At 71.9% G+C, this 13,803-nt stretch carries 13 protein-coding genes and 1 pseudogene; 6 read left to right on the forward strand and 8 right to left on the reverse strand.

The window, feature by feature from the left end; genetic code table 11:
• Positions 1-5 precede the first annotated feature (5 nt).
• Positions 6-569: pseudogene (locus tag A3CE_RS0101490) on the forward strand (ATP-binding cassette domain-containing protein); the annotation flags it as partial.
• A 77-nt stretch (positions 570-646) separates the two neighbouring features.
• Here A3CE_RS0101490 and mshC read toward each other — a convergent pair.
• The 4 genes from mshC to A3CE_RS0101510 all read right to left on the reverse strand — a co-directional run bounded on the left by mshC (position 647) and on the right by A3CE_RS0101510 (position 6,210).
• Complete coding sequence (gene mshC, locus A3CE_RS0101495; protein ID WP_020638294.1) at positions 647-1,885, reverse strand: cysteine--1-D-myo-inosityl 2-amino-2-deoxy-alpha-D-glucopyranoside ligase; 1,239 nt, start codon at positions 1,883-1,885, stop codon at positions 647-649.
• A 24-nt stretch (positions 1,886-1,909) separates the two neighbouring features.
• Positions 1,910-2,686: a MerR family transcriptional regulator gene (locus A3CE_RS0101500; RefSeq protein ID WP_020638295.1), complete on the reverse strand. Its 777-nt coding sequence runs from the start codon at positions 2,684-2,686 to the stop codon at positions 1,910-1,912.
• Positions 2,687-2,854: 168 nt separating this feature from the next.
• Entirely contained in the window at positions 2,855-4,816 is a 1,962-nt protein-coding gene (locus A3CE_RS0101505) for a vWA domain-containing protein (RefSeq protein WP_020638296.1), read from the reverse strand.
• Positions 4,813-6,210 carry an ATP-binding protein gene (locus A3CE_RS0101510; RefSeq protein ID WP_020638297.1) on the reverse strand — a complete coding sequence of 466 codons (1,398 nt, stop codon included), beginning with the start codon at positions 6,208-6,210 and terminating at the stop codon, positions 4,813-4,815. Before A3CE_RS0101510 ends, A3CE_RS0101505 begins: the two co-directional genes overlap by 4 nt.
• 100 nt (positions 6,211-6,310) lie before the next feature.
• Here A3CE_RS0101510 and A3CE_RS0101515 point away from each other — a divergent pair, with 100 nt between their 5' ends.
• A complete protein-coding gene (locus tag A3CE_RS0101515; protein WP_020638298.1) occupies positions 6,311-7,108 on the forward strand; it encodes a hypothetical protein in 798 nt (265 codons plus the stop codon).
• A gap of 33 nt (positions 7,109-7,141) precedes the next feature.
• Positions 7,142-7,915 carry a class I SAM-dependent methyltransferase gene (locus A3CE_RS0101520; protein WP_020638299.1) on the forward strand — a complete coding sequence of 258 codons (774 nt, stop codon included), beginning with the start codon at positions 7,142-7,144 and terminating at the stop codon, positions 7,913-7,915.
• Here the strand turns inward: A3CE_RS0101520 and A3CE_RS0101525 are convergent.
• Positions 7,912-8,955: a ferrochelatase gene (locus A3CE_RS0101525; protein WP_020638300.1), complete on the reverse strand. Its 1,044-nt coding sequence runs from the start codon at positions 8,953-8,955 to the stop codon at positions 7,912-7,914. The genes A3CE_RS0101520 and A3CE_RS0101525 overlap by 4 nt on opposite strands.
• A gap of 86 nt (positions 8,956-9,041) precedes the next feature.
• Here A3CE_RS0101525 and A3CE_RS0101530 point away from each other — a divergent pair, with 86 nt between their 5' ends.
• On the forward strand, positions 9,042-9,626 hold the full coding sequence (locus A3CE_RS0101530) for a TetR/AcrR family transcriptional regulator (protein WP_020638301.1): 585 nt from the start codon (positions 9,042-9,044) through the stop codon (positions 9,624-9,626).
• A 73-nt stretch (positions 9,627-9,699) separates the two neighbouring features.
• Positions 9,700-10,860 (forward strand): Cmx/CmrA family chloramphenicol efflux MFS transporter, encoded by a 1,161-nt coding sequence (locus A3CE_RS0101535; protein ID WP_020638302.1) that lies wholly within the window; start codon positions 9,700-9,702, stop codon positions 10,858-10,860.
• A gap of 3 nt (positions 10,861-10,863) precedes the next feature.
• Here the strand turns inward: A3CE_RS0101535 and fabI are convergent, their stop codons facing one another.
• Both fabI and fabG read right to left on the reverse strand, forming a co-directional pair.
• The gene (gene fabI / locus A3CE_RS0101540) at positions 10,864-11,631 is read right to left on the reverse strand and encodes an enoyl-ACP reductase FabI (protein WP_020638303.1); all 768 of its coding nucleotides are present in this window, start codon (positions 11,629-11,631) and stop codon (positions 10,864-10,866) included.
• 32 nt (positions 11,632-11,663) lie between these two features.
• On the reverse strand, positions 11,664-12,368 hold the full coding sequence (gene fabG / locus A3CE_RS0101545) for a beta-ketoacyl-ACP reductase (protein WP_026468048.1): 705 nt from the start codon (positions 12,366-12,368) through the stop codon (positions 11,664-11,666).
• Positions 12,369-12,631: 263 nt separating this feature from the next.
• On the opposite strand from fabG, the gene A3CE_RS0101550 reads away from it, so the two are divergent.
• A complete protein-coding gene (locus A3CE_RS0101550; protein WP_020638305.1) occupies positions 12,632-13,393 on the forward strand; it encodes a GntR family transcriptional regulator in 762 nt (253 codons plus the stop codon).
• 105 nt (positions 13,394-13,498) lie between these two features.
• Here the strand turns inward: A3CE_RS0101550 and A3CE_RS57275 are convergent, their stop codons facing one another.
• Entirely contained in the window at positions 13,499-13,756 is a 258-nt protein-coding gene (locus A3CE_RS57275; protein ID WP_020638307.1) for a hypothetical protein, read from the reverse strand.
• Positions 13,757-13,803 lie beyond the last annotated feature (47 nt).

Consider the following 13,803-nt stretch of genomic DNA (forward strand, 5'->3'; position numbering starts at 1 on the left):
TAACTCTACGGGTGCGTGCCCTGGAAGTTCCAGGGCGCCTTCGGTTGCCGCGGCTCGACATCGGCGGCTCGGCCCGGCTGCTCGTCACCGGCGGCAACGGAGCCGGGAAGTCGACGCTCCTGCACGTGCTGGCCGGACGGCTGGCGCCCGCCGGCGGAACCGTCCACTTCGGACACGGCGTGCGGGCCGGGCTGCTGGAGCAGGACGTCGTGTTCCCCGCCCCGGAGCGGAATGCGGCCAAGGTGTACCGGGACGCGCTCGGCGAGGACGCTCCCCCGCTGAGCCGGCTCGGCCTGCTGGCTTCCCGCGACCTGCGCCAGCCCGTCGGGGCACTGTCGGTGGGCCAGCGCCGCCGGCTGGCGCTGGCGATCCTGCTCGCCGAGCCGCCGGACGTCCTCCTGCTGGACGAGCCGACGAACCACATTTCGCTGACCCTGGCGGAAGAGCTGTTCGCCGCGCTCGACACGGCACCGGGCGCCGTCGTCATGGCGTCCCACGACCGCTGGCTGCGCCGGGACTGGTCAGGCGACCACCTGGAGCTGGCCGTAGGCCAACCCGCCGCCGTATAGGCCGTTATACACTCACCAAAAGCCGTGAATGGCACATTGAGGGACTCTAAGTCCCTCAATGTGCCATTCACGGACAGTCAAAGGGTGATGCCGAGGAGGGCATCGACGGCGTCGCGGATCAGGCCCGGGGCGGCCGGGTCGGTGCCGTCGCGGCGCAGGGCCTCGCTCGCCCACGCGTCGATCGCCGCCAGGGCCTTCGGGGTGTCGAGGTCGTCGGAGAGGTGGTCGCGCAGCCGCGTCACCGTGTCCTCCGGCGCCGGGCCGGTCTCCAGCGAGACGGCCTCGCGCCAGCGGGCCAGCCGGGCCTCGGCCTCGGTGAGCAGGCCGGCCGTCCACGCGCGGTCGTGGCGGTAGTGGCCGGCGAACAGCGCGAGCCGGATCGCGCCCGGGTCGACCTTGTCGGCGCGCAGCCGCGAGACGAACACCAGGTTCCCGCGCGACTTCGACATCTTCTCGCCGTCGAGGCCGATCATCCCGGCGTGCACGTAGTGCCGGGCGAACGGGCCGTCCTTGGCCACGGCTTCGGCGTGCGCCGCGCTGTACTCGTGGTGCGGGAAGATCAGGTCCGAGCCGCCGCCCTGGAGGTCGAAGCCGAGGCCGAGCCGGTTGACCGCGATCGCGCTGCACTCGATGTGCCAGCCCGGACGGCCCGGGCCGAGTTCGGACTCCCACGACGGCTCGCCTTCGCGGGCCACGCGCCACAGCAGCGCGTCCAGCGGGTGGCGCTTGCCGGCGCGGCCGGGGTCGCCGCCGCGTTCGGCGAAGAACTTCGCCATGGTCTCGGCGTCGTAGTTCGACTCGTAGCCGAACCTGCCGGTCGCCGTGTGGTCGAAGTAGATGTCGGGGAACTCGGCGTCGTCCGCGCGGTAGGCGCTGCCGTTGGCCAGCAGTTTCGCGATGACCTCGACGATCTCCGGGATGCTCTCGACGGCGCCGACGAACTGCCGGGGCGGGATGACGCGCAGCGCGGTCATGTCCTCGCGGAACAGCGCGGTCTCCCGCATGCCCAGCACGACCCAGTCGTCCTGGTCGCGCTCGGCCCGCTCCAGCAGCGGCTCGTCGATGTCCGTGACGTTCTGCACGTAATGGACGTCATGCCCGTTGTCCCGCCAGATGCGGTTCACCAGGTCGAAGGCGAGATACGTCGCGGCGTGCCCCAGGTGCGTCGCGTCGTAGGGCGTGATGCCGCAGACGTACATCCGGGCGGTGGCGCCGGGCGCGGTCGGGCGGATCTGCCCGGTGGCCGTGTCGTGGAGCCGCAGCGGGCGGGGGGTGCCGGGGATGCGGGGCACGTCGACCGATGACCAAGTCTGCATACCTCGACTGTAAGGGCTGGTGCCTCATACCTTCCCGAGCGGTGGGACGAGCCTCACGCGCGCGTAGGCTTCGATGGCCCGCGCGAGCCACGCCGGAAGCTCCGGGTCGGCCCGGGCGGCCAGCTCCCGCTGCCGCGGGTCGGTCACGTAGAGCCCGCCCATCGCGGCGTACGCCGAAGCGGTCGGCTGCCAGAAGCGGCTCACCGACTCGTAGTGCCCGGCGACGGCGTCGAGCGCGGCGGGGTCCTCCGGCGCCTTGCCGGAGCGCATGACGCCGGCCAGCCGCCGGAACAGCGCCGCGCTCTGGGCGGCGGCGTGCTCGTAGTCCGCGGTGGTGAGCCCCTGCTGGGCGGCCTGCGCGACGTCGAAGGCGACCGTGGCGCCCTCGCCGAAGGTCTCGCGGTAGGTCTGCCGCATGGCGGCGCTGTCCTTGCGCAGCCCGGCGAAGAACCGCTCCGGATTCTCGATCCGGGCTTCGCCGAGGTCCGCGATCGTCTCCACGACCGTGGCGATGACCCGGTCGAGCCGGTGCCGCTCCTCCTCCAGCTGCGCCAGGTGCCCGCGCAACGCGGCCACCTCGTCGACCTGTTCACCGAGGATCGCCCCGATCTCGGCCAGGCCGAGCCCGAGCCGCCGCAGGAGCAGGACGCGCTGGAGGCGCAGCAGTTCGAGCCTCCCGTACCAGCGGTAGCCGTTCGACGCCACCGAAGCCGGCGTGAGCAGGCCGATCGCGTCGTAGTGGCGCAGCATCCGGGCCGACACCCCGGACGCCTTCGCGACCTGGCTGATCGAGTACTGCATGCACCCACCTTAGAAGTTGACCTTCACACGGTGTCAACTTCTACCGTGGCCGCCGTGACCACGACCATCACCGGGCCGGCGTTCGGGCTCGCCGGATGTCGTGAACGACTCTTTCCTGGCGTCGGACGAGGTGAAAGAGTCGTTCACGACACTTGAGCGGGGCGGCGGCTACCGCCGGGCGCGCAGGTAGTCGCCGACCACCGCGGCGCCGAGGCCGTCGAGGTCCGGCGCCACCACCCGGCCACCCGACCGGCGGGCGATCAGGTCCACGAACGCCGTCAACCGCGGGTCGTCGCCCAGGCGGAACACCGAGATCGACGCGCCCAGCTTGGCCAGCCGGTCCACTTCGGACAGTGTCTTGTGGAGGGTCCGGGGCTGGGGCGGGTAGTCGAACACCGCCTCGCCGTCGGGCTCCAGGTGAGCCGTCGGTTCGCCGTCGGTGACCATCAGCACCACCGGTTGCGCGTCGGGGTGGCGGCGCAGGTGCTGCCCGGCGAGCAGCAGCCCGTGGTGGGCGTTCGTGCCCTGCTCCCAGGCGCCCTCCAGGCCGATCAGCTCCGGCAGCTCCACCGACTGGGCGTAGCGGCCGAACGTGATCAGCTGCAGCGCGTCGTTGCGGAAGCGCGTGCTGATCAGCTGGTGTAGCGCGAGCGCGGTGCGCTTCATCGGCAGCCAGCGGCCTTCCTGCACCATCGACCACGACGTGTCGACCAGCAGCGCCACCGCCGCGCGGGAGCGGTGCTCGGTCTCGACCACCTCGACGTCCTCGACGTCGAGACGCACCTGCCGCTCCCCCACCGAAACCGACCGCAGCACGGCGTTGCGGATCGTCCGCGGCACGTCCCAGGGCTGCATGTCCCCGAACCGCCAGAGCCGCGACGCGCCGGTGGGCTCGCCGGCCGCGCCCGCCGACTCGGTCTCGCGTTCGCCGGTCTTGCCGCGCAGCGCGTTGACGATGTCGGACAGCGCCGTCTCGCCGAGCCTGCGCAACGCCTTGGGCGACAACCGGAGCGAGCCGTCGGCGGCGCGTTCGAACAGGCCCTGGCGGCGCAATTCGCGTTCCAGTTCGGCCAGCCGGCGGGCGTCGACGCCCGCGTCCTTGCCGAGCTGGGCTTCCAGGGCCTCCAGGTCGATGTCCTCCAGCCGGGCGCCGGGATATGACTGGCCGAGCTGCTCGGCGAGCGCGTCCAGCTCCGCGAGATCCGCCATCGCCTGGGCGCCTTCGCCCATGCCCAGCGGGTTGTTGCCGCGGAAGCGCGCCGAGCCGGTCCAGTCCTCGCCCGGCCGGGCCGCCTGCAGCTGACTGTCCAATCGCGACAGCTGCTGCGCGAGACGCGGGTCGCCGAACGCCTGCTGGGTCAGCTCGGCCAGCTCCGCCCGCTGCTCGGCCGACATCGAGTTCAGCATGCGCTGCGCGGCCGCCGACCGCTCCGCGAGCGCGTCGATGAGCTCCTCGACGTTCCGCGGGTTCTCCGGGAAGAACTCGCCGTGCTTGCCCATGAAGTCTTCGAAGCGCTGCTGGATGTCCTCGGCGCCGCGGGCGTGCGCGTCGAGGAGGTCGTTGAGGTCGGAGAGCATCTCGTTGATCCGCTCGACGTCCTCGGGCCCGGCGTTCTGCAGCGCCTGCTTCATGCCCTGGAACCGCGACTCCATCAGCTCCTGGCCGAGCAGGTCCCGGATCTTCCGGTAGTTCTCCCGGCCCTGTTCGGAGCGCCAGTCGTACTCGGACAGCTCGTTGACGGCCGCCGCCGTGCCGGGCGGCAGCGCGTCCAGCTGGGCCTCGCGGAAGCGGGCTTCGTCGTCCGGGTCCGGGAAGAGCTCACGCCGTTCGGCGTCGAGGGCTTCCTGCAGCAGGCGCTGGACCTCCTGCAGGGTGCCGTCGAGGTTGTTGCGGCGCTGGATCTGCGACCGGCGCTGCCACAGGCGCCGGGTCAGCTCGTCCAGGCCGGACGTGCGCTGGGTGCCGCGGCGCAGCAGCTCCTCCAGCGCGGACCGCGGGGACGCCCCGGCCATCACCTCGCGGCCGATCTCGTCGAGCGCGTCGCGCAGGTCGGCGGGCGGCGCGAGGGGGTCCGGCCCGTCGTGCCACGGGCCGTAGGAGTAGCCGTCGGGAAGCGGGACCGCGGTCATCGGCCGTAGACGGTCGTCGTGTCGTCGGAGTCCTTGGCGAGCCTTCGCGACAGGAACAGCGATTCGAGGGCGAGTTCGACGGCGGCCGCGATCCGCCCCGCCGGCTCGTCGGCGGCGACGCCCGCGCGCCGGGCGACCTCGTGCAGCACCGGCAGCTCCGGCAGCGCTTCGAGGACGTCCTTGCCCGGCACGCGCTCGCCGGTGGACACCAGGTGGCCGTCGGCGACCGCGTCGGCCAGCGGACGCAGGTCCAGCCCGGCGAACCGGTCGCGGGCGGTCTCGGCGATCGCGAGCCGCAGCAGGTGCACCAGGTGCTCGATCTCGCGGCCTTCTTCGCCGGGCTCGAACTCGATCTTGCCGCGCAGCACCGACGGGACGGCGTCGAGGTCGACGGGCCGCGCCACGGCCGGCTCCTCGCCCGTCAGCGCCGAGCGGCGCAGGGCCGCGGCGGCGACGGTTTCGGCCGCGGCGACGGCGAACCGCGCCGAGACCCCCGAGCGCTGGTCGATCGCCGTCGATTCGCGCAGGTTGCGCACGAACCGGGCGAGCACCTCCAGCAGCGGCTCCCCGACCTCGGCGACCAGGTGCGCCTCCTGCCGCACGACGGCCACTTCCGCTTCGACGTCCAGGGGGTAGTGGGTGCGGATCTCGGCGCCGAAGCGGTCCTTCAGCGGGGTGATGATCCGGCCGCGGTTGGTGTAGTCCTCGGGGTTCGCGGTGGCGACGAGCAGGACGTCCAGCGGCAGCCGCAGCGTGTAGCCGCGGACCTGGATGTCGCGCTCCTCCATCACGTTGAGCAGCGCGACCTGGATGCGCTCGGCCAGGTCGGGCAGCTCGTTGATGGCGACGATGCCGCGGTGGGCGCGCGGGACCAGGCCGAAGTGGATGGTCTCGGGATCGCCGAGGCTGCGGCCTTCGGCGACCTTCACCGGGTCGACGTCGCCGATCAGGTCGCCGACGGAAGTGTCCGGCGTGGCCAGCTTTTCGGTGTAGCGCTCGGAGCGGTGCCGCCAGGTCACCGGCAGGTCGTCGCCGAGCTCGGCGGCGCGGCGGATCGACGCGGGCGTGATCGGCTGCAGTGGGTGTTCGCCCAGCTCGGCGCCTTCGATGACGGGCGTCCACTCGTCGAGCAGGCCCGCGAGGGTGCGCAGCAGGCGGGTCTTGCCCTGGCCGCGTTCGCCGAGCAGGACGACGTCGTGGCCGGCCAGCAGCGCGCGTTCGAGCTGCGGCAGCACGGTGCGGGAGAACCCGACGATGCCGGGCCAGGCGTCCGCGCCGGTCTTGAGGGCCTCGAGGAGGTTGTCGTGGATCTCTTGCGCGATCGGGCGGGGCTCGTACCCGGCCGCGCGCAGGGCCCCGGCGGTGCGGGGAAGAGCATCTGGAACTGCGTTCACCCGTTCGACGCTACTGCCGGATCGGCGGCCCGTCGATGTGGAGCGACTCCAGCGTGGGCGCGCGCCTGGCTTCCCGGGCGGACCGGTAAAATAGGGCGTCGTGTGCCGTCCCAGTGCGACTTTCGCGGTCTGGTCGAGCGCGTGGCTGAACGGAGCCGCGGCGTCCGACGATGTGCTCGACGCCCTGCTCGCGTGGGGTGAGGCCCACGACGTGGTCGCCGCCGACGCGGCCGCGGCGGAGGCGTTCGGCCTCCCGCTGGCCTTCAACCGGGCCGCGACGCCGGTGCAGCTGCTGGTGGCGCTGCGTTCGCAGGGAGCGAAATCCCTCCACCTCGTCCTGCCGGTGCCGGGCGACGTCCGCGGCCTCGGCGGTGGCGGGCCGTTCACCGAAGCGGCGTTGCGCTCCGGCGACGCGCTCGTGCTTTCCGACCTCGGTTTCGGACTGGTGCCGGAGCCGATCGCCGAAGGCCTGGTGCGCTGGACGGTCTACTCGCTGCCTTCGCCGACGGCCCCGGAGTACGTGGCGCTCGGCGACGCCGAGCACGGGCTGACGGACGCTATCCGGGCCAGCGCGGGGGCTTTGCAGACGCTGAACGTGGCTTCGGACCGGCCCGGCGTGCGGGCCGAGCTGTCGGCCCACCTGCGGTCCCGCCCGGACGTCGACTGGCCGGCCGGCACGCCCGGGCGTGCCCTGCGGGTGCTGCAGCGGGCCGAGGAAATCGCGGCGATCCTGGCGATCGCTTCGTCCGACGACCCGGGCGGAGCGTTGTCGGCCTCGGCGTCGACGCTGCGGGCCCAGGCGCTGCGGCCGCTGTCGGACGCGGTCCGGACCGCCCGGTGCGCCGCGGTCAACGAAGCGGTGCGGGTTTTCGGGGAGCAGACGGCCCGCGAGGGCTGACGTCCCGGCGGTGACCGCCGGTACGGTCGCACCATGGTCGAGGACACCTGGGCCGCGTTGGCCGACCAGTTCGCCGATGGTGCCTACGCCACCGTGAAGGGGCGCGTACGCACCTACGTGATGCACCGGCAGCTGCTGGAGCACCTGCCCGCCGCGCCGGCGTCGGTGCTCGACGTCGGCGGCGGCGCGGGCCACCAGTCGTTCCCCCTGGCTCGCGCGGGTTACGACGTCACACTGCTCGACCCGTCGGCGGCGATGCTGGACAAGGCCCGGCAGCGGCTTCGGCAGCTACCGGACGACGTCCGGGTGACCTTCGTGGAAGCCGACGGCGCGGACGCCGAGGAGGCGGTCGGCGGCCGTCGCTTCGACGCCGTCCTGTGCCACGGCGTGCTCGGCTACCTGGAGCAGCCGGAGCCGGTCCTCGACCAGCTGTGCCGCTGCGCCGCTCCCGGCGGAATCGTGTCGATCATGGCGGGCAACGCCGACGCGGCGGCGGTGCGCCCGGCCATGGAACGACGCTGGGAGGACGCCCTGGAAGCGTTCGACGCCCGCGCCGAAGTCGGGGTGCTGGGCCTGCCGACCCGGGCAGGCACGGTGGACGAACTCCGCGAGTCCGTCCGCAGCCGCGGCGTGGAACCCCTGCAGTGGTACGGAGTCTGGCTTTTCGTCGATTGGCTCGACCTCAGCGGAGCGGAGCTGGACCCGGCCGAAACCGAGCGGGTGGCGGCCGTCGAGCTCGAAGCCGGCCGCCGGGATCCCTACCGCCGGCTCAGCCGCATCTTCCACCTGGTGGGGCGCAAGAACTAGCGGCCGGGGCGTCGGGCGGGCTCGCAGCAGCCGATCGCGCAGGGCGCGCCGTTGACCGTGCAGCCCGCCACCGGGAACGGCGACAGCTTCCGCGGCGCCACGCCGTGCGTGTGCTCGCGGATCAGCTCCACCACCAGCTCGGCGAAACGCGGGTCCGAACCGGCCGTCACGGCGCGGGCGAACGCCATTCCGTGCTCGTCAGCGCGTTCCGCCGCCTCGTTGTCCAGGTCCCAGATCACCTCGAGGTGGTCGGAGACGAACCCGATCGGCGACACGACCACCCCGGGAACGCCGTCGGCGTGCAGGGCGTCGATGTGGTCGAGGATGTCCGGCTCCAGCCACGGCACCTGCGGCGGCCCCGACCGCGACTGCCACACGACGTCGTACTCGGCGACCCCCGCCTCGGCCGCGACGAGCCGGGCGGCCTCGGCGATCTGCTTCGAGTACCGGCGGCCGCCCTCCGACGGCGGACCCGAGGCGGCGTCCGCGCTCTCGGGCACCGAGTGCGCGGTGAACACCGTGCGGATCCCCGCCGCGTTCCCCAGCGAAGCGTGCGCCGCCCGGACGCCGTCGGCGACGGCCGCGACGAACAGCGGGTGGTCGAAGAACTGCCGGATTTTCACCAGTTCGGGGGCATCCGGACCGGCCGCGGCCCGGGCCCGCTCGATGTCTTCGTCGTACTGACGGCACGCCGAATAGCCGCCGTACGCGCTCGTCGGGAACACCAGAACGCGCTTCGCGCCTTCCGAGGTCAGCGCGGACAGCGTGTCCTCGGCCATCGGGTGCCAGTTGCGGTTGCCGAAGTGCACCGGCAGGTCCATGCCGGCGGCCGCGAGCTGCTTCTCCACCGCCGTCATCGCGTCGCGGTTCAGCTTGTTGATCGGCGAGACGCCGCCGAAGTGCCGGTAGTGCTCGGCGACTTCGAGGAGCCGCTCCCGCGGCACGCCCCGGCCCCTGGTGACGTTCTCGAGGAACGGCATGACGTCGTCCGGTCCTTCCGGACCGCCGAACGAGAGCCACAGCAACGCGTCGTATCCCACCCCGTCATCTTGCCGATGTGGCCCGCCCCACGCTGACGGGGGCCGGTTATGAATCGACCAGTCCAAAACTTTGGTACGGTGGCGGTATGGCCAGGCCACGGGAGTTCGACGAGTCCGCCGCCGTCGAGAGCGCGATGCACGCGTTCTGGGACCACGGCTACGACGCGACGTCGACCCAGGACCTCTGCGCGGCCACCGGGCTCGGGCGCAGCAGCGTCTACAACACGTTCACCAGCAAGAAAGCGCTCTTCCGGCGGTCACTGGAGCACTACACCGCCCGCGAGCTCGGCAAGCGGAAGGCGATCCTCGAAGGCCCGGGCACCGCGGCCGAACGGCTGGCCGAGGTGCTCGACACGGCCGTGGTGGCCGACCTGGAAAACCGCCGCCGCGGCTGTCTCGTCGTGAACACCCTCGCCGAACTCGGCCTTCCGGACGACGAGGTCGGCGCCGCGCTGCGCCGCGACACCGAACAGAACCTGGCGATGTTCGCCGGGTGCGTCCGGGAGGGCGTGCTCGACGGCAGCCTCCGGGACGGCCTGGACCCGGCCGACGTGGCCGAGTTCCTGCTCAGCACGATTTCGGGCATTCGCGTGATGGCGCGCCGGGGCTCGAGCCGTCGAGCCATGCACCACGTCGCCGACCTGGCCCTCTCGGCGATCACCGCTCACTGAACCCGCGTCGCCGCGGGAGCACCGGCCCGCTGCGCGAGTTTTGGACTGAACGATCCACAACCAAGGAGGACCCGTGCCCCTGGCCGTCTTCGTCCTCGGGCTCAGCGTGTTCGCGCTGGGCACGTCCGAGTTCATGATCACCGGCCTGCTCCCCGGGATGGCCGCCGACCTCGGCGTCGGCATCCCGGACACCGGGCTGCTGATCTCCGCGTTCGCCGTCGGCATGGTCGTCGGCGCACCGCTGCTGGCCATCGGCACCCTCCGGCTCCCCCGCCGCCGGACGCTCCTGGCGATGCTCGGCGTGTTCGTCGTGGCGCACGTCGTCGGCGCGCTCGCCGAGGGTTACACGGTCCTGTTCGCGACGCGGGTGGTCGCCGCCCTCGCCTGCGCCGGCTTCTGGGCCGTCGCGGCGGCCACGACGATCGCGCTGGTTCCGGTCGGCCGCCGTGGCCGCGCGATGGCCGTGCTGGTCGGCGGCCTGACGGTGGCGAACATCGCCGGTGTGCCCGCCGGGACCCTCCTCGGCCAGCACGCGGGCTGGCGCGCGGCGTTCTGGGCGGTGGCGGCGGTGACGCTGCTCGCGGCGGCCGGCGTGGCGGCGCTCGTGCCGGAGACGACCGGCGACGCGGTGAGCGTCCGCGGGGAACTGCGGCTGTACCGGCGCGGCCGCGTCTGGCTCGCACTCGGCGTGATCGCCTTGTGCCAGGCCATGATCTTCGCCGCGTTCAGCTATCTCGCACCCCTGCTGACCGAGACCGACGGGCTGCCGGAGGACGGGGTACCCGGCGTCCTCGCGTTGTTCGGCGTGGGCGCGCTGATCGGGATCACCGCGGGCGGCCGGCTCGCCGACCGGCGGCCGTTCGCGACGCTCTACGGCTGTCTCGCGCTCGCGCTGGCGGCCCTGCTCGTGCTCGCCCTCACCACCGACGCGCTCGTGGCCGTCGCGGCCGTGCTCGTCTTCGGGGTGGCGGGGTTCGGGGCCAACCCGGCGTTGAACGTCCGTGCCTACCAGGTCGCCGGTGACGCGCCGACGCTCGTCGGCGCCAGCACGACGGCGGCGTTCAACGTCGGCAACACCGTCGGCCCGTGGCTGGGCGGCGTGGCGATCGGCGCGGGTTTCGGCTTCCCGAGCGTCGCCTGGACGGGCATGGGCCTCGGCGTCGCCACGCTGGCCGCGCTCACGGTCGCCGCCGCCGTCCAGCGGAGCGACGACCGTGAGCCGGCAGTCGTGTGAGGCTCAGATCCCGAGGAAGTGGACGCCGCCGTCGACCATGATCATCGAGCCGGTCGTGGCGGGGAGCCAGTCCGACAGCACCGCGCAGACGCTCTTCGCCACCGGGTCCGGGTCCGTACTGTCCCAGCCGAGCGGCGCGCGCTCGCCCCAGCCGTCCTCCAGGTCGACGAAGCCCGGGATGGACTTCGCGGCCATCGTCTTCATCGGGCCCGCGCTGACCAGGTTGACGCGGATGCCCCGCGGCCCCAGCTCCTTGGCCAGGTAGCGGTTGACCGACTCGAGCCCGGCCTTCGCCACGCCCATCCAGTTGTAGACCGGCCACGCGACGCGCGCGTCGAAGTCCATGCCGACGTACGAGGCGCCCCGGCCGAGCAGCGGCAGGCACGCCTTCGCCAGCGACATGTACGAGTACGTCGAGATCTCGATCGCGGTCTTGACGTCTTCGGCGGGCGCGTCGAGGAACGGCGCGCCGAGACAGGTCTGCGGGGCGAAGCCGATCGAGTGCAGCACACCGTCCAGGCCGTCGACGTGCTCGCGGACCTTGTCGGCGAGGCCGTCAAGCTGCTCCTGATTGGTGACGTCCAGCTCGATCACCGGCGCCTCTTCGGGCAGCCGCTTCGCGATGCGCTCGACCAGCGACATGCGGCCGAAGCCGGTCAGCACCACCTTCGCGCCCTCCTGCTGCGCGATCTTGGCCGCGTGGAAGGCGAGCGACGCGTCGGTGATGATGCCGGTGATCAGCAGGCGCTTGCCTTCGAGCAGTCCGGGCACGGGTCCTCCAAGTCTTGGTTCGGTTGCGGAAATCAGTGGCCGAGGCCGAGGCCGCCGTCGACGGGCAGCACCGCGCCGTTGACGTAGCCGGCCTCGTCCGAAGCCAGGTAGCGCACGGCGGCGGCGATCTCCGACGGCTCGGCGTACCGGCCGGAGGGCACCTGCGCGAGGATCTCCTTCTTGCGGTCCTCGGGCAGTTCGTCGGTCATGTCGGTGTGGACGAACCCGGGAGCGATCACGTTCGAGGTGATGTTGCGCGAACCGAGCTCACGGGCCAGCGAACGCGCGAAGCCGACCAGGCCTGCCTTCGACGCCGCGTAGTTCGCCTGGCCGGCCGAGCCGGAGAGCCCGACCACCGAGGAGATGAAGATGAACCGGCCCCACTTGCCGCGCAGCATGCCGCGCGACGCGCGCTTCGCGACCCGGTAGGCGCCGGTCAGGTTCGCGTTGATGACGCGCTCGAACTGCTCGTCGCTCATCCGCATCAGCAGCGTGTCGTCGGTCAGCCCGGCGTTGGACACGAGCACCTCGACCGGGCCCTGGTGCTCCTCGACGAGCTTGAACGCGGCGTCGACCTGCTCGGTGTCGGTGACGTCCGCCTGAACCCCGAACAGCCCTTCGGGCGCACCCGAACCACGGTGCGTGACGGCGACCTGGTGCCCCTGCCCGGCGAGGTCCCGGGCGATCGCCAGACCGATGCCCCGGTTGCCCCCGGTGACCAAGACCGACCGTCCCACAGTGTTCTCCCTCTTCGTGAACCGCGCGCTGATGTCGGGCACGAGGTTATCGGCAGCGCCGCCGGGTCGCGCACCCACGCCCGCGGCCGTCCTGAACAGGAGTCAGGAGCGCACCAGAACTCAATCAAAGAACGCACCGGTAACCAAAGGTCACCGGTGCGTTCTTCCACACAACCCGCCGGTAGCATGCGACGCCGACCACAGAGCGTCACCCCGCCTCCATCGACTTGTCAAGACAAGTTGGCAAGTGGGAGAATCGGGCGATGATCGATCGCAAGAGCGGTGTGCCCGCGTTCCGTCAGGTCGCAGCCGACCTCCGCGAGAAGATCGTCACCGGTGAGTTCGCACCGGGCGCCAAGCTGCCGAGTGAGCACGACCTCGTCGAGATGTACGGCGTCTCGCGGCCGACCGTCCGAGAGGCCGTCGACGTGCTACGCGGCGAAGGTCTCGTCACCGCCGAGCACGGCCGCGGCGTCTTCGTGCGGCCACCGGCGAGCATTCAGCGCATCGCCCGGTCGCGACTGTCTCGCGAAGCCCGCGAGCGCAACCACGGCGCGTTCCTCGCCGACGCCACGGCTGGTGGCTTCACGCCGTCGACCAGCGTCAAGATCCGCTTCGAACCGGCCGACGCACGCGTAGCCGGTCACCTGGCCATCGACGAAGGAGCCGAGGTCACCGTCCGGGACCGCGTGATGCGCGCCGACGGACTGGTGGTCCAGCTCGCGGTGTCGCACCTGTCTCGCGAACTGACGCGTGGCACCGCCATCGAGGACATCGACACCGGCCCGGGCGGCACGTACGCGCGGCTGGAGGAGGCCGGACGGACGATCGAGTCGTTCGCCGAACGCGTCGGAGCACGGATGCCGACCCCCGCCGAAGCGTCCCAGCTTCAGTTGGGCGACGGCGTACCGGTCATCACGGTCACGCGAGTCGCATACGCCGTCGACGGCACGCCGCTGGAAATGAACGACATGGTGCTCGCGGCCGATCGCTACGAGCTGTCGTACGAGTGGCCGGCAGGCTAGCCCCAAGCGGGGATCAGGGGCGCACCACGACGTCTTCGTCATCGACGATGACAGCGCCGTCCTCATCCTCCACGACTTCCGTTCCGTCATCACGGATCCACCAGCTCACGACCGGCTCCGCCTGATCGGGCTCGGAGCCATGCCTCGCTCCTGACGGTAGATCCGTTCGCAGTTCGGACACTGATGTGGAACGCCGTGCGCCGCCCGGTTGGCCACCGACTCGAACGCCGCCACGCCCTGAAGGCCGCAAAGCATGGCCAGGGGTTGGCCGGGGTTCGGGATCGCGGTCAACCGCGTGCGATGCCAGAAGCCGTCGATCACCGGGTGAACGGCGGTCAGGTCAACGTGAATCACGGCGGGCATCAGCTCTCCAGTTCGGCGGCTCACCTCTGTAGCATCGCCAGTGCAGA

This window comes from Amycolatopsis balhimycina FH 1894, assembly GCF_000384295.1.
Lineage (GTDB): Bacteria > Actinomycetota > Actinomycetes > Mycobacteriales > Pseudonocardiaceae > Amycolatopsis > Amycolatopsis balhimycina.